The 15,045-nt window shown below is 54.7% G+C and carries 12 protein-coding genes, 1 tRNA gene and 1 pseudogene; 6 read left to right on the top strand and 8 right to left on the bottom strand.

Annotated elements, in window-relative coordinates; translation table 11 throughout:
* Positions 1 to 364: 364 nt before the first annotated feature.
* The 4 genes from C4N24_RS10160 to C4N24_RS10145 all read left to right on the top strand — a co-directional run bounded on the left by C4N24_RS10160 (position 365) and on the right by C4N24_RS10145 (position 3,686).
* The gene (locus C4N24_RS10160; protein ID WP_112091320.1) at positions 365 to 799 is read left to right on the top strand and encodes a plasmid mobilization protein; all 435 of its coding nucleotides are present in this window, start codon (positions 365 to 367) and stop codon (positions 797 to 799) included.
* Positions 771 to 2,306 (top strand): relaxase/mobilization nuclease domain-containing protein, encoded by a 1,536-nt coding sequence (locus C4N24_RS10155; protein ID WP_112091319.1) that lies wholly within the window; start codon positions 771 to 773, stop codon positions 2,304 to 2,306. Before C4N24_RS10160 ends, C4N24_RS10155 begins: the two co-directional genes overlap by 29 nt.
* Before the next feature lie 12 nt (positions 2,307 to 2,318).
* Positions 2,319 to 3,254: a hypothetical protein gene (locus C4N24_RS10150; protein ID WP_112091318.1), complete on the top strand. Its 936-nt coding sequence runs from the start codon at positions 2,319 to 2,321 to the stop codon at positions 3,252 to 3,254.
* Between the two features lie 138 nt (positions 3,255 to 3,392).
* Positions 3,393 to 3,686 carry a transposase gene (locus tag C4N24_RS10145; RefSeq protein ID WP_112091317.1) on the top strand — a complete coding sequence of 98 codons (294 nt, stop codon included), beginning with the start codon at positions 3,393 to 3,395 and terminating at the stop codon, positions 3,684 to 3,686.
* Positions 3,687 to 3,692: 6 nt separating this feature from the next.
* Here C4N24_RS10145 and C4N24_RS10140 read toward each other — a convergent pair whose 3' ends face one another.
* From C4N24_RS10140 to C4N24_RS10115, 6 genes are all read right to left on the bottom strand, one after another.
* A complete protein-coding gene (locus C4N24_RS10140) occupies positions 3,693 to 4,208 on the bottom strand; it encodes a DUF4411 family protein (protein ID WP_112091316.1) in 516 nt (171 codons plus the stop codon).
* On the bottom strand, positions 4,205 to 5,377 hold the full coding sequence (locus C4N24_RS10135) for an ImmA/IrrE family metallo-endopeptidase (RefSeq protein ID WP_015564801.1): 1,173 nt from the start codon (positions 5,375 to 5,377) through the stop codon (positions 4,205 to 4,207). Before C4N24_RS10135 ends, C4N24_RS10140 begins: the two co-directional genes overlap by 4 nt.
* A gap of 159 nt (positions 5,378 to 5,536) precedes the next feature.
* Positions 5,537 to 5,614 (bottom strand) — tRNA-Pro (locus tag C4N24_RS10130).
* Positions 5,615 to 5,768: 154 nt separating this feature from the next.
* Positions 5,769 to 8,636 carry an excinuclease ABC subunit UvrA gene (uvrA, locus tag C4N24_RS10125; RefSeq protein WP_112091315.1) on the bottom strand — a complete coding sequence of 956 codons (2,868 nt, stop codon included), beginning with the start codon at positions 8,634 to 8,636 and terminating at the stop codon, positions 5,769 to 5,771.
* Positions 8,623 to 10,680 carry an excinuclease ABC subunit UvrB gene (gene uvrB, locus C4N24_RS10120; RefSeq protein WP_112091314.1) on the bottom strand — a complete coding sequence of 686 codons (2,058 nt, stop codon included), beginning with the start codon at positions 10,678 to 10,680 and terminating at the stop codon, positions 8,623 to 8,625. The genes uvrA and uvrB overlap by 14 nt, the downstream gene beginning before the upstream one ends.
* A gap of 94 nt (positions 10,681 to 10,774) precedes the next feature.
* On the bottom strand, positions 10,775 to 11,494 hold the full coding sequence (locus C4N24_RS10115) for a JAB domain-containing protein (RefSeq protein WP_112091313.1): 720 nt from the start codon (positions 11,492 to 11,494) through the stop codon (positions 10,775 to 10,777).
* A 170-nt stretch (positions 11,495 to 11,664) separates the two neighbouring features.
* Between C4N24_RS10115 and C4N24_RS10110 the strand changes: the two genes are divergently transcribed.
* Complete coding sequence (locus C4N24_RS10110) at positions 11,665 to 12,654, top strand: RluA family pseudouridine synthase (protein WP_112091312.1); 990 nt, start codon at positions 11,665 to 11,667, stop codon at positions 12,652 to 12,654.
* Between the two features lie 72 nt (positions 12,655 to 12,726).
* A pseudogene (locus C4N24_RS10105) lies at positions 12,727 to 12,906 on the top strand (thiamine pyrophosphate-dependent enzyme); the annotation flags it as partial.
* A gap of 99 nt (positions 12,907 to 13,005) precedes the next feature.
* Here C4N24_RS10105 and C4N24_RS10100 read toward each other — a convergent pair.
* Together C4N24_RS10100 and C4N24_RS10095 are read right to left on the bottom strand one after the other, a co-directional pair.
* A complete protein-coding gene (locus C4N24_RS10100) occupies positions 13,006 to 13,938 on the bottom strand; it encodes an ABC transporter ATP-binding protein (protein ID WP_005921404.1) in 933 nt (310 codons plus the stop codon).
* The gene (locus C4N24_RS10095; protein WP_112091311.1) at positions 13,939 to 15,036 is read right to left on the bottom strand and encodes an ABC transporter ATP-binding protein; all 1,098 of its coding nucleotides are present in this window, start codon (positions 15,034 to 15,036) and stop codon (positions 13,939 to 13,941) included.
* Positions 15,037 to 15,045 lie beyond the last annotated feature (9 nt).

The following is a 15,045-nucleotide window of genomic DNA, read 5'->3' as shown; positions in this document are numbered from 1 at the left end:
GACAACGCCGCTGCACAAACAGGGGCAGGAACTTCGTTCGGAGCAAACGGTGACTCCCATACATGAGCAGAGACCTTTTACTTATTTTTTGCGTCTTAACAATTCGGAAACATTTGCTGATGAAGCGTTTTGAGCGCAGCGGTAGAGGGCAAGAACCGTCCCGTGGCCACAAATTTTCAATTCTTGAAAATGTTGTGCTCCACTGGGACTTCACTTCTCAAACTCTTGCGAGTTTTCTAAGTGATCTTGTTGGGGCGTGCCTGCCCCAAACCCTGCTCATCATTCGTGCCTTACGGCACGAATGGAACGGCGTGTCGTGCTTACATAACTTCACCGAGGAGTTATCGAACAGACAGGAGGTACAATGACCAAAACGAATGTTCAACCGATTCCTAGCAATTCCCAGCACCACGACACGCCGAACAACAAAACGCACGTCATCAAGTTCCGTGTGACAGCGGAGGAAAAAGCGTCACTGGAACTCACTTGCAAACTCCTGAATCTCTCCCTCTCCACTTTTATCCGCCGCGCCATCCACAACGTCAAGATCGAGAAAACGATCATCGTTGCAGGCGGCGGCGAAGAAACCCTGACCGCCGTTTCCACCCTGCTTGCTCAGTGCAGCAAGGTGGGCAGCAATCTCAACCAGCTTGCAAGGCACTTCAATTCCGGCGGTGCGGACACCGAGCAGATCCGGGCGAAACTCCTTGACGAACTTGCAGACCTGACCGCATTCCGGCTCAACGCCGAGAAAGTTCTGGGTGAACTGTATGGCAACGCTCAAGCATATCGCCTCTAAAAACTCGGACTACACCGCTATCGAAGCGTACCTCGTTTACCAGCACGATGAATTTTCCGGCAAGGTAATTCTGGACGAACAAAGCCGACCCATGCTGCGAGAATCGTACCTGCTCGATACCCTTGAGTGCGGCGGTTTCTCGTTCGCAACGGCCTGCCTGCTGGCAAACCGCAAGTATGGCAAGAACACCCAGCATGGTGATATCAAAAGTCACCAGTATATCATCAGCTTTGACCCAAGAGATGCAGCCGACAACGGCTTGACCATGGAAAAGGCACAGGCACTTGGCCTGAAATTCTGCGAAGAAAACTTCCCCGGTCATCCTGCCATCGTCTGCACTCACCCGGATGGGCACAACCATTCGGGAAACATCCATGTCCACATCGTGATTGGCAGCATCCGAACACGAGAGGTGGAGCGCAAGCCCTATATGCAGAAGCCCCGCGACTGGCTAGAGGGCATGAAACACTCCAGCACAGCCCAGACCATGCGGCACTTGCGTGTTGAGGTCATGGAGCTGTGCGAGGGTGCCGGACTGTACCAGATCGACCTACTCAACGGCTCGAAGGAGCGTGTCAGTGAGGCCGAGTATTGGGCAAGACGGCGTGGGCAGCAGAAACTTGACCGTGAAAACGCAGCCCTCACCGCAGCCGGACAGTCGCCCAAGCAGAAGAAGTTTGAAACCGTAAAAGATACCCTGCGGAGACAGATTTCGTCTGTATTGTACCGCGCTACCAGCTTTGAGGATTTCTCTGACAAGCTCATGCAGCAGTATGGCATCGCGGTCAAGGAAAGCCGTGGATGCCTAAGTTATCTGCCTGCTGGAAGAGCAAAGTTCATCCGGGCGAAACATCTCGGTGACAAGTTCAATAAGGCAGCAGTGCTTGCCACGTTGCAGGCAAACGTCGAACGCAAACCTAAGGCTCAGTTCAAGCAGGATACCATCGGGAAACTGATCGACATCCAGTCGAGGATGACCGAGGGCAAGGGCATCGGCTATAAGCGTTGGCTCACGAAACACAATCTCAAAATTATGGCACAGACCGTGAAGCTTCTGCAGGAAAAGGGCTTAACCGACGAGGATGCCTTGAACCGGCGCATCGGTGAACTGGAAACCAAGTATCACGGCGCACTGGCGGTGGTGAAAGACCTCGAAGGTCGCATGAAGGCCAACAAAGAGCTGCGCTATCATGTCGCAGCCTACACCAGCACCAAGACAATCGCACAGCAGTTAAAGACTGCCAAACGACCCGCAGCCTTTGAGGAGCAGCACCGTGCAGAGCTGACAGCGTACCGGGCAGCAGCAGCCTATTTCAAAGCAAGCAACATCACCAAGCTGCCCAGCCCGAAAAAGCTGGAAGCCGAGTATGCGCAGCTGGCATCCGAAAAGGCAAAGTTCTACGAGCAGTACAAGGAAGCCAAAGAGGAACTGCTCAAACTGAAAACCGCAAAGCAGAATGTTGCGTCCTTTTTCCGGGAGGAAGAACAGACGCAGCAGGAGAGATAAAGGAGTGTGCGTATGATCAATTTGAAAATCGACCCTGAGTTCCAGTCCCAGATTCCTCCTCTGACCGATGATGAATTTAAGCAGCTTGAAGAAAACATTCTCAAGGAAGGCAAGCTGATTTCTCCTTTGATCGTTTGGGGTAACACCCTTGTTGATGGTCACAACCGTTATGCGATTCTTCAGAAGCACCCGGAGATTTATTTCTCTACCATGCCGCTCCCGTTTGAAAGCAGAGAAGAAGTCCTCGCATGGATCTGCAAGAATCAGTTGGGGCGGCGTAATCTGACCCCGGAGCAAAAGAAGTTTCTGATGGGCAAGCAGTATTCCTCTGAAAAGCGTACCGAAACATTTCGCGGCAATCAGCATACTGTAAAGAAATCTGGCAGTGTTCAGTCTGAACACAACCAGAAGCCTATGAAAACCTGTGAGCGCATCGCACAGGAAAATCACAGCAGTGCAAGTTCTGTCCGCCGTGCAGAATACTATGCGCACGGTGTTGACGTTGCGGATGAATTGTCTCCCGGTTTCCGTGATCGGTTCTTCCGCGAGGAACTGCACATTCCCGATTATCTTCTCGAAAATCTCGGCAAGGCCAAGCCCGAAGAACAGGCTGAAATTTTTGAGGAAATCAAGAATTATGTGCCGAAGCCGAAGAAGGTCAAGCCTAACAAGGTAACGGTGAAGCAGGCAGAGAAAGCCGCCAGCAACACCATTGATGAAAACTATGATGTTCCCCAAAAGTTTCTCGAACTGTACTACCGGCTCCACAATGCTGAATCTCTCATGCGAAAGAGTTGGGAGGTTACGTTCGACTTGAACCCGAAACTTCTTACGCATCCGGAACAGGTCAAAGTTCTTCGCTTTGCCTTGAAACCTCATCTTGAATTTTTGAAAACGCTGGACGAAGTTCTTGCAGAATCCAGCAGTGAATCCTCTAAAACGGCATAACGGCAGGCACTTGTAAGCCATCAATGAGCCACCAGCCGCAAGTACAGGGCGGAAAGCATCCGCGCCCTTGCGCCTGACATGAAATTGGAACTTTGATTTTCTTGCCCGGCTTTGCCACGGTGGGACAGTCAAAGGAGTGTGCGTTTGAACAAAAAGAAAAAGTCCACAAATACTTCCCCTTATCCCGATGAAGTCATTGACCGTCTGGCGCGGGCATTCTACCCGGCCATCCTTGCCTGCTGGAACAGCGAGGAAGGCCAGAGGGAGTTTGCCGCATGGCAGACAGAACAGGCTCATCTTGCAGGAAAAGAAAAACAGGAAGTTCCCGTTGGGGAACTTCCTGCTGTACATATCGTTATTGTCTGTGGCTTTTGGCAGGGTGCGTCCGGGCGGGCGCACCCTGTTTTTGTTATATCACATAATGCAATTTAGATTCTATTAAAGACGAAATGATAAACTTCTCATCATATAATATAGATCACAAACGCTTACTCCAAACTCAATCGCCACATCTGGTATTTTAGCATTTTTACTCGGATTTTTGGGTGACAGACCACCATTCTTTTTTTCAAATGTTACTATTGTTAATTTTCTTACTGCCGCAGTTGCAATTAGCCATGGATCTGCAACACTTTCTCTTGACCACTCTGCAAGCGCACTTTGCTTATAGCATGTATTGCTTTGAACTGCACCTAAAACTCTACTATATTTTTCTATGATTTCGGGAGTTCTATGGTCAATGATGTTTATCCCCTGTAATGACTTCATCCAATTTGAAAGTTCATCATGACCCTCTGTTATTTCATTTTTCACCATATCTAAGAGAACAACTGAACCATCTTTAAGTTTTTCTTCTAGCTGTTCCCAAAAGCTAGGTGCGAGGTCAAACGGATAATACATAAGATGCGGTGTCAGCAAAGCATTTGTATCTATTAGAAAAACTTCTTGATTCACTTCGACCCACCCCCCATTTTGTTAACCAAATTTTCAAAGGTAGATCTATTGGTATTAGTAAGTCTAAAAGCGTCCGTGTATAAAGTTTTTCCTTCGTGAACGCTTGAGACCAAGCTCTTGAAAAACCGTGTATCAATTCGGCTTGCCGCAGTTCTATAATAGTCTCCGCCACCGCCTTGCTCTTTTTCCTTTTTTCGTTTTTCATTGTAACGATTAACCGCAATTTGTGACAGCTTCCTATATACAGAATAATCAATATATCCGTTATCTAATGCTTTCCTTGCTATAACTGTCGTCCCACAGCTAAAATACTTTGTAAGCGCATCAATCGTTTTAATTGGATCATCAAATTTATCGATTTCTTTCCACTTTTTCTCAAACATGACCTGTGGAACTAAAATTTCCGCAGCCACTGCATTAGACACACTTTCCGCCTTACTAACCCTTGTTCCAGAGCTATATCTGTCATTGTATAAACTATTATTTCCTATACATATATGAGCAAATTCGTGTAGCAAAGAAAATAGTTTCCCGCTAACCGAATCGTTTGAATTGATAAAAATTAATGGTACAAGATCATCTACCATCGCAAAAGCACGAAATTCATTTATGTCGAGCGGTCGATGCGTATTATTTCCAACAATACCACTCATCATAACAATAACGCCTGCTTGACTAATTTTATCTCTCAGTGTTTTAAAAGACTCTACAGCCGATTTGCTGTTTTCATACCATTTAATTTCTAACTCTAAAACTGTTCGGACATATTCGGCAAAGTCTTCAGTATCCACATTGTTTTTTTGGCTTCCAATAAATTCTGGAGCCTGCTGTTCTTCCTCTATAGCATGATTTCTAGCCCAATCCTGAACTTGTTCCATATCATGCATAACATCAATAATATTTCTGCTCGGATTCATTGCCGATGTGCTATCTATGGTTCTGTACTCTAATAACGGAAATTCTTCTTTGGGAGGTTCTTGGAGGAAAAAATACCCAAATGGGATTCCAGATGCTTTACTAACTTTTTCGATCTGATTAAAAGTGGGCAATTTTTCACCACTTTTCCATATTGTTAAATACTTTACAACATCCCGCGGAACATTTTCTTGTTGAATATGTGCCATAACCCAGTCTAGCACATCTGGAGACAACTTCACGTTAATCTGCATTATGACACCTCCCTTTAGTATTATAGCACAGATTATTTGCGATTAATAGTTCATTATCCTTAATTTTCATCTTCCACGGACACCTGCATTGAACTTTCCGAAGAAAACAAATAATCCGAACCCATCTCCTATCGGAAACAAGTTCGGATTATTTTTGTTTGGTCCGAGTGGCGAGAATCGAACTCACGGCCTCTTGAACCCCATTCAAGCGCGCTACCAAAACTGCGCTACACCCGGATATCGACCGCCGCTTCCCTACCGAAGCGTGGCGACAAAAAATATTATACTCAGGCAAGGCCGTTTTGTCAACAGATTTTTCGATTATTTTTGGTTTTTTCTGAGAAAAGTCTGATTTTTACACGGATACGCGCTTTTTCGTTTTTGCTGTTTTTCAGTGTTTTTCCGCTTCTGCGGCGCGCTGCGCGCGGTCGCGTTCCAGCAGCGGGCGCAGGTACTGGCCGGTAAAGCTGCCGGGCACGGCGGCCACCTGCTCCGGGGTGCCCTCGGCTACGATCTCGCCGCCTGCGCTGCCGCCCTCCGGGCCAAGGTCGATGATATGGTCGGCGCACTTGATGAGATCCAGATTGTGCTCGATGACGATGACCGTATTGCCCACGTCCACCAGCTTTTGCAGCACCTCGATCAGGCGGTGCACGTCTGCAATGTGCAGACCGGTGGTGGGCTCGTCCAGAATATACACTGTTTTGCCGGTGCCGCGGCGGGCAAGCTCGTTGGCCAGCTTCACACGCTGTGCCTCGCCGCCGGACAGGGTGGTGGCGCTCTGCCCCAAGGTGACATAGCCAAGGCCAACGTCCAGCAGCGTCTGCAGCTTGCGGGCGATCTTGGGCTGGTTGGCAAAGAACACCACCGCTTCCTCCACGGTCATGTTCAGCACATCTGCAATGGTCTTTTCCTTATACTTTACTTCCAGCGTTTCGCGGTTGTAGCGTGCGCCCTTGCACACCTCGCAGGGTACATAGACGTCCGGCAGAAAGTGCATTTCGATCTGCAGAATGCCGTTGCCCTCGCAGGCTTCGCAGCGGCCGCCCTTGACGTTGAAGCTGAACCGTCCCGGGCCGTAGCCCCGCATTTTAGCGTCCTGCGTCTGGGAGAACACGGTGCGGATATCGTTGAACACGCCGGTGTAGGTGGCGGGGTTGGAGCGCGGGGTGCGGCCGATGGGCTGCTGGTCGATGCCGATGACCTTATCCACGAACTCCAGCCCCTCTACCCCATCGCACTTGCCGGCACGGGAGCGGGCACCGTTCAGCTCGCTGGCCAGCGTTTTGTAAAGGATCTCGTTGATAAGGCTGGACTTGCCCGAGCCGGAAATACCGGTGACACAGATGAACTCCCCCAGCGGGAAGCTGACATCGATGTTGCGCAGGTTATTTTCCCGTGCGCCCTTTACGGTCAGGCAGTGGCCGTTGCCGGTGCGGCGGGTCTGGGGCACTGCAATGCGCTTGCGTCCGGAGAGGTAGTCGCCGGTAATGCTGCGCTTGGCCTTGCAGATATCCTTTATGCTGCCTGCGGCTACGATCTCGCCGCCATGCACACCGGCACCGGGGCCTACGTCCACGATATAATCCGCGCTGCGCATGGTGTCCTCGTCGTGCTCGACCACGATGACCGTGTTGCCCAGATCCCGCAGGTTTTTCAGGGTGGCAATGAGCTTATCGTTGTCCCGCTGATGCAGGCCGATGGAGGGCTCGTCCAGCACATAGAGCACACCGGACAGAGCGCTGCCGATCTGGGTGGTCAGGCGGATGCGCTGGCTCTCGCCGCCGGACAGCGTGCCCGCCGCCCGGGCCAGCGTGAGGTAATCCAGACCCACGCTTTGCAAAAATTGCAGGCGGTTCTTGATCTCCTTCATGATCTGGCCGCCGATCTGCTGCTGCTTTTCGGTGAGGTTCGGCTCATTTTGCCGGATAAATTCCAGTTCGTCCCGGATAGACATCTCGCAGAACTGGCTGATGTTCTTGTCCCCGATGGTCACGGCAAGCACCACCGGCTTCAGGCGCTGTCCGTGGCAGTCCGGACACTCCACGCCGGACATAAAGCTGCCGATCTCTTCCTTCATCCACTCGCTGCTCGTCTCGCGGAAGCGGCGCTCCAGATTTTCCACGATGCCCTCAAAGGTGTTGTAGTACACCCCGCTGCCGAACTCGTTGGTACGGTGCATCTCGATCTTTTCGCCGTTGGTGCCGTAGAGCAGGGCATTCACCGCCTCGGTGCTCATCTCCTTGATGGGCGTATCCAGCGTAAAGCCGTATTTTTTGCCAAGGCCAAGGTAGTACATCTCGCTCACAGAGCCCTCGGCGTAGTACCAGCCGCTGGCCTTGATGGCACCCTCCCGGATGGAAAGGCTGCGGTTGGGCAGGATGCGATCCTCATCCACCCGCATAAAGGTGCCAAGGCCGGTGCATTTTTCGCAGGCACCCAGCGGATTATTGAAGGAGAAGAGCCGGGGCGACAGGTCGCTGATGGAGATGCCGTGCTCCGGGCAGGCAAAGTTCTGGCTGAAGGTCATGCACTCGCCGCCGATGACGTCCACCTCGGCCACGCCGCCGGTGAGCGCCAGCGCCGTTTCCAGCGAATCCGCCAGACGGCTGCGGATGCCCTTGCGCAAGGCAAGACGGTCCACCACGATCTCCACCGTGTGCTTGATGTTCTTTTCCAGACTGATCTCCTCGTCCAGATCATACAGGTTGCCGTCGATTTTTACGCGGGCGTAACCGGCGCGGCGGGCGGCGTCCAGCTCCTTTTGCTGGGTGCCCTTGCGCTGGCGTACCACCGGGGCTAAGATCTGGAACTTGGTGCCCTCCTCCAGCTTGAGGACGGCATCTACCATCTCGTCCACGGTCTGCTGGCTGATGACCCGCCCGCAAACCGGGCAATGCGGCACGCCGATGCGGGCGTACAGCAGGCGCAGATAATCGTAAATTTCAGTCACAGTGCCCACGGTAGAGCGGGGGTTGTGGCTGGTGGTCTTTTGGTCGATGGAGATAGCCGGTGAAAGACCGGTGATCTCGTCCACGTCCGGCTTATCCATCCGGCCCAGAAACATCCGGGCATAGCTGGAAAGGCTTTCCACATAGCGGCGCTGACCGTCGGCGTAGATAGTATCGAAGGCCAGACTGGACTTGCCCGAACCGGAAAGGCCGGTCATAACGATCAGCTTTTCCCGCGGGAGGGTCAGGTTGATATTTTTCAGGTTGTGCTCGCGGGCACCCTTGATAATGATCTTATCGTTTGCCAAGGTATTTTCTCCCTTTTCGTTGTGTCTGTGCATGGTTCTGTTTGCGCTCGGTCTCGGCGGCGGAGTCCACGGTAGGGTTCTCGCCCCGGCGCAGGCGGTCGATCTGATCCCGCAGGAAGGCAGCGTGCTCAAATTCCAGCAGCTTCGCGGCTTCCTTCATCTCCCGGGTCAGGCGCTCAATGGCAGCTTCCCGCTCCATTTTGCCCATGCGGCGGGTGTTGCGCTTGGCGTTTTCGGCCTTATCGCTGATCTCGATGCTGTCCGCAATGGCTTTTACGATGGTCTTGGGCACGATGCCGTGTTCCTCATTATAGGCCATCTGGATGGCACGACGGCGCTCGGTCTCGGTGATGGCGCGCTCCATACTGTCGGTCACCACATCGGCGTACATGATGACCATGCCCTCCGCGTTGCGGGCGGCGCGGCCGATGGTCTGGATCAGGCTGGTCTCACTGCGCAGAAAGCCCTCCTTGTCGGCATCCAGAATGGCCACAAGGCTCACCTCCGGCAGGTCCAGACCCTCGCGCAGCAGGTTGATGCCCACTACCACGTCGATGCTGCCCAGACGCAGATCCTTGATGATCTCCATGCGCTCGAAGGTATCCACCTCGTGGTGCATATACTTGACCTTGATCCCCTGCTCGGTGAGGTAATCGGTGAGATCCTCGGCCATTTTTTTGGTCAGGGTGGTCACCAGTACCCGCTCCTGCCGCTGGATGCGGGCGTTGATCTCGCCCAGAAGATCCACCACCTGCCCTTCCACCGGACGCACCGAGATGACCGGGTCCAACAGACCCGTGGGGCGGATGACCTGCTGCGCCACCTGTGAGCTGTTCCGGCGCTCGTACTCGCCGGGGGTGGCGGAGACAAAGATCATCTGGTTGAGCTTGGACTCCACCTCCTCAAATTTCAGGGGGCGGTTATCGAAGGCGGACGGCAGACGGAAGCCGTACTCCACCAGCGTTTTTTTGCGGGCGTAGTCGCCGCCGTACATGGCGCGCACCTGCGGCAGGGTGACGTGACTCTCGTCCACAAAGAGCAGAAAATCCTCCGGGAAATAATCCAGCAGCGTGGTGGGCATACTGCCCGGTGCACGGCCGGACAGCACCGCCGAATAGTTTTCGATGCCCTTGCAGATGCCCACCTCGTTCAGCATCTCGATATCGTAGTTGGTGCGCTGGGCAATGCGCTGCGCTTCGATGAGCTTGCCCTCGGCGGTGAACTGCTTGACCTGTGCGTCGCACTCGGCGCGGATCTTTTCCAGTGCAGCGGCCTTTTTTTCGGCGCTGACGATATAGTGGCTGGCCGGGAAGATGGCAACGTGCTTGACCACGTTCTGCTTGGAGCCGGTCAGGGGGTTGAACTCGGTAATGCGGTCGATCTCGTCCCCGAAGAACTCCACCCGGATGGCCAGCTCGCTCATATAGGCCAGATAGATATCCACCGTGTCGCCGTGCACCCGGAACTTATTGCGCACAAAATTCACGTCGTTGCGCTCGTATTGCAGGGCGACCAGCTTTTTGCACAGCTCATCCCGCTCCATCTGCATCCCGGGGCGCAGACTGATGACCATGCTGCGGTAGTCGATGGGGTCGCCCAGCGAGTAGATGCAGGACACCGAGGCCACAATGATGACGTCCCGCCGCTCGGAAAGCGCCGCCGTAGCCGAGTGGCGCAGGCGGTCGATCTCGTCATTGATGGCGCTGTCCTTTTCAATATAGGTATCGGTGCTGGGGATGTAGGCTTCCGGCTGGTAGTAGTCGTAGTAGCTGACGAAGTACTCCACCGCGTTGTTGGGGAAAAACGAGCGGAACTCGGTGCACAGCTGCGCCGCCAGCGTTTTGTTGTGCGCCAGCACCAGCGTGGGGCGATTGCACTGGGCAATGACGTTGGCCATAGTAAATGTCTTGCCGCTGCCGGTCACGCCCAGCAGGGTCTGGCAGCGGTCGCCCCGCTGCACCCCCTCCACCAGCTGCGCGATCGCCTGAGGCTGGTCGCCGGTGGGGGCATAGTTCGACACCAGCTCAAATTTTTCCTCTGCCATCGTTTTTCTCCCTTCCGCACACATAACCACAATCTGTTGTTGTTTCAAGTTGTATTATAGCACGCACATTTTATAATGTAAACAGTTTTTTGTTTTACGGCCAGAACAGCGTACCGGTCTTGAAATCGTAGATGGGCAGGCGGTTGGCTTCCCGCATGGAAAAATACTCGGTGTCGGTCAGGATGAAGTGATCCAGCAGATGCACATTTACCAGCCCCAGCGCTCTGGCAATGCTGCCGGTGGCGTCCATATCCTCCAGCGAGGGCAGCGCCACCCCGTTGGGGTGGTTGTGGCAGAGCACCACGGCGTCCGTGCCGCCCTTGATGGCAGCAGCCACCACGTTCTTAATATCCAGACTGACCCGGTCGGAGGTGCCCTCCCGCAGCCAGACGGCGGCGCGCACCCGCTTGCGGCTGTCCAGACTGACCAGCATGGCGCGCTCGTAGTCCGACCACGCAAACTTTGCCATCAGATAGCTGCCCATCTGCTCGGTGGTCTTGATGCAGCGGGTGGTGCTGGTGCGGCTGCGCCCATAGTACCGGCTGATCTGGGGCAGCAGATGCAGCATCCGGGCAGTAGAGGGGCCTACGCCCTCTACAGTGCACAGCTCTTCCTCGCTGGCTTCCAGCACCGCCGCAAAATCTCCGAACCGGTCGATCAGATCGTGGGCGATGCCGTTGGTATCCTTTTGGGCGTTGGTCAGGTAAAGCACATATTCCAGCGCCTCGTGCTCTGCCAAGCTGTCCAGCCCATAGTTCTGCACCCTCTCCCGCATCCGCTGGCGATGTCCCTTGTGCCGTTTATTCTCTGCCATGGCGGTACTCCTTTTTTCTATGTTCTCTCCTTATAGTACCCATTTTGCGACGCAAACACAAGCGTTCTGCAAAAATAACCCGGATTTTGCACCGGAATGCGCGTTGACTTCCCGCCCCGCCTGTATTACTATAAAAGCATGATTCTGACAAAAACGATGAGGATAGCTTTATGAAACAATTTACTGCCACCGCCAACGATGACGGCGTGCGTCTTTCGCGCTTTGTGCAGAGCGTGACCCGCGATTTTCCCACCAGCCTGCTGTACAAGAGTTTCCGCAACAAGCGGGTGAAGGTAAACGGCAAAAAAGCCGCGCCGGAATACCGTTTGCAGGCGGGAGATCTGATCGAGCTGTACATCAACGATGAGTTTTTCCCGCCCGAGGGCGCAAAGCCGGTGCAGAAGGCTGCCCCCAAAAAGCAGCCCAATCAGCCCAAGGTGACGGTCATCTATGAGGACGAAAACCTTGCGGTGCTGTACAAGCCCACTCACCTGCTGTGCCACAGCGACCGCACCGGCGATGCCAATCTGGTGGACGCCTTTACCCAATACCTGACCCAGAAGGGCGAATACGACCCCCACGGCGAGAACCGCTTCAAGCCCGGCATCTGCAACCGGCTGGACCGCGGCACCGAGGGGCTGGTGATCGCCGCCAAGAACTACGCCGCCCTGCGGGACATGAACGAGATCATCCGCACCGACCTGCTGAAAAAGGAATACTACACCATCACGGTAGGCATCCCGCAGTCCGGGCGGTTCACCGCATGGTGGGAGCACGACGAGAAGAACAACAAGGTCAGCATCCACGCCCATCAATCGCAGGACGAGCGCCGCAAGCAGATCATCACGGACGTGGACGTGCTGCGCACCGCAGGCCCTTTTGCCCTGTGCAAGATCGGCCTTGTCACCGGGCGCACCCATCAGATCCGTGCACATCTGGCCTATCTGGGCAAGCCGGTGCTGGGCGATATCAAATACGGCAACCGCAAGATGAACGAGCGCACCGGCACAAAAACGCAGGCGCTGTGCGCTGTGCGCATCAGCTTTCTGGATGTGCCGGAGGAAAACACCCTGCACTACCTTTCCGGCAAGGTCATCAAGCTGAAAGACCCCCAGATCCTGCAGCAGTTCGATGCGCTGGATAAAAGCAAGGAAGCATAACAAGACAAGAAACGCCGTTGCGCCCCGCACTTTTTGTGTAAATTGGCTCTTGCAGAAGTCTGCAAAAAGCTGCTGGCCGAGGCCATGCACTGCAAGGGCTACCGGGTGGAAAAAGCCGCCGACCTCATCCCCACGCTGGAAGAAGCCTTCCGGCAGACGGTGCCCAGCGTGATCGTAGTCCCTGTGGATTACAGCGAAAACATGAAGCTTTCTGCCCACCTGAAGGAGGTATACCGGCAAAGCGAGACCTGAGCTTTGTGCTACAAGCAGAACACCCCCGGCAGCGGCTGCAGCTGCCGGGGGTGTTCTGCTTGTAGGGAGATCAGGCGGCTTTCTGCGGCCTGTCAGGTCTTATTTGCACCACTTGGCAAATTCTTCGTCCGTACACTTGACGTAATGGCTGCCCTCCACATGGTGGCTGGTGCCCTTGGAATAGTCGATGCCGGAGGTGGCATAGTCATAAGTTTCCGCCACGCGGCGCTTTTCGACCACCGGGTTCGGCAGCGGAATGGCCGACAGCAGGCTCCGGGTGTAGGGGTGGATGGGGTGCTCAAAGATCTCCTCGGTGGTGCCCGTTTCCAGCAGGTGGCCCAGATGCAGCACACCGATGCGGTCGGAGATGTACTTGACCATGGACAGGTCGTGGGCGATGAACAGATACGCCGTGCCGGTCTCCTGCTGGATATCCTTCATCAGGTTGACCACCTGTGCCTGAATGGACACATCCAGTGCCGAGATGCACTCATCCGCAATAATGAGCTTGGGGTTCATGATGAGGGCGCGGGCAATGCCCACGCGCTGGCGCTGACCGCCGGAGAACTGGTGGGGATAGCGCTCGGCGTGCTCCGGGGCAAGGCCGACCTTGGCAAGGATCTTTTCCACTTTTTCGCGGCGCTCTGCCTGCGTTTTGCATAGATGGTGGATATCCAGCCCCTCGCCGATGATGTCCTCCACCTTCTTGCGGGGGTTCAGGGACGCCATGGGGTCCTGGAAAATCATCTGCATCTGGGTGCGCAGGGTGTTGTTCTGCGCATGGGTCAGACGGCCGCTGATATCCTGCCCGTCAAAGGTGATCTTGCCCGCAGTGGGGTCGTACAGGCGGATGATGCTGCGTCCGATGGTGGATTTGCCCGAGCCGGACTCGCCCACCAGACCGTAGGTCTCGCCGGGGTAGATCTCAAAACTGACATCGTCCACCGCCTTGACCGTGAAATTCTTATTGACGCGGAAATACTGCTTCAGCCCCTCGACCTTCAGCAGCGGGGTCGTGCTCTGTGCTGCCATTTATTCCGCCTCCTCGATCTTTTTTGCTTCTGCTTTCATGCGGGCAATGCGCTCCTTGAGCTCCGGCGGCATCTCCACCTTGGGGGCACGGGGGTCCAGCAGCCATGTTGCCGCATAGTGGGTATCGCTGATCTTGAACATGGGCGGGTCGATCTCATCGTCGATGTTCAGCGCAAAGCGGTTGCGGGGTGCAAAGGCATCGCCGGGCTTCTCGTGCAGCAGGTTCGGCGGCGAGCCGGGAATGGTATACAGACGGTCATCAGCGGTGTCAAGGTCGGGCATAGCCGACAGCAGACCCCATGTGTAGGGGTGCTTGGGGTCGTAGAAGATCTCGTCGATAGTGCCGGTCTCCACGATCTTGCCGGCGTACATCACATCCACATAATCTGCCACCTTTGCCACAACGCCAAGGTCGTGGGTGATATAGATGACCGAGATGCCGCGCTCCTTTTGGATGCGGCGGATCAGCTCCAGAATTTTGGCCTGAATGGTCACATCCAGCGCGGTGGTGGGCTCATCACAGATGAGCAGGTCGGGGTCGCAGGAGAGCGCAATGGCAATGACCACACGCTGGCGCATACCGCCGGACAGCTGGTGCGGGTAGTTTTTCATCCGCTTTTCCGCATCGGTGATGCCCACCTCTTCCAGCAGTTCCAGCGCCTTTTTGTAGGCTTCCGCCTTGGGCATTTTGAAGTGCCAGAGCATTCCCTCCATGATCTGCTTGCCGATGGTCATGGTGGGGTCAAGGCTGGTCATGGGATCCTGGAAAACCATGGCGATGCGCTTGCCGTTGATGTGGCGGCGGATCCACTTTTTGTCCTTTTGCAGCAGGTCCACGGTCTCCGGGCTGCCGTCGGCGTGGTGGTAGCTGAACCGGATGCTGCCGCTGTTCACGGTGGCATTCTTGGCCAGAATGCCCATGGCGGCTTTCATGGTGACGGACTTGCCGGAACCGGACTCGCCCACCAGCGCGACCGTCTCGCCCTTGTACAGGTCGATGTTCACGCCGCGGATGGCGTGCACCGGGCCTGCGGTGGTCTTAAAGGTGATATCAAGGTCTCGCACCGACAAGACCTGTTCTTTTTTTGTTTCAGGCATGGGGTGTTC

The organism is Faecalibacterium prausnitzii (assembly GCF_003287405.1).
GTDB lineage: Bacteria > Bacillota > Clostridia > Oscillospirales > Ruminococcaceae > Faecalibacterium > Faecalibacterium intestinale.
This window is presented reverse-complemented; position numbering and strand designations above follow the sequence as displayed.

What these genes read in the sequence shown, in the direction of transcription:
- C4N24_RS10160 (WP_112091320.1), top strand. Translation starts at nt 365, where the DNA reads ATGACCAAAACGAATGTTCAACCGATTCCTAGCAATTCCCAGCACCAC.
- C4N24_RS10155 (WP_112091319.1), top strand. Translation starts at nt 771, where the DNA reads ATGGCAACGCTCAAGCATATCGCCTCTAAAAACTCGGACTACACCGCT.
- C4N24_RS10150 (WP_112091318.1), top strand. Translation starts at nt 2,319, where the DNA reads ATGATCAATTTGAAAATCGACCCTGAGTTCCAGTCCCAGATTCCTCCT.
- C4N24_RS10135 (WP_015564801.1), bottom strand. Translation starts at nt 5,377, where the DNA reads ATGCAGATTAACGTGAAGTTGTCTCCAGATGTGCTAGACTGGGTTATG.
- uvrB (WP_112091314.1), bottom strand. Translation starts at nt 10,680, where the DNA reads ATGGCAGAGGAAAAATTTGAGCTGGTGTCGAACTATGCCCCCACCGGC.
- C4N24_RS10115 (WP_112091313.1), bottom strand. Translation starts at nt 11,494, where the DNA reads ATGGCAGAGAATAAACGGCACAAGGGACATCGCCAGCGGATGCGGGAG.
- C4N24_RS10110 (WP_112091312.1), top strand. Translation starts at nt 11,665, where the DNA reads ATGAAACAATTTACTGCCACCGCCAACGATGACGGCGTGCGTCTTTCG.
- C4N24_RS10100 (WP_005921404.1), bottom strand. Translation starts at nt 13,938, where the DNA reads ATGGCAGCACAGAGCACGACCCCGCTGCTGAAGGTCGAGGGGCTGAAG.
- C4N24_RS10095 (WP_112091311.1), bottom strand. Translation starts at nt 15,036, where the DNA reads ATGCCTGAAACAAAAAAAGAACAGGTCTTGTCGGTGCGAGACCTTGAT.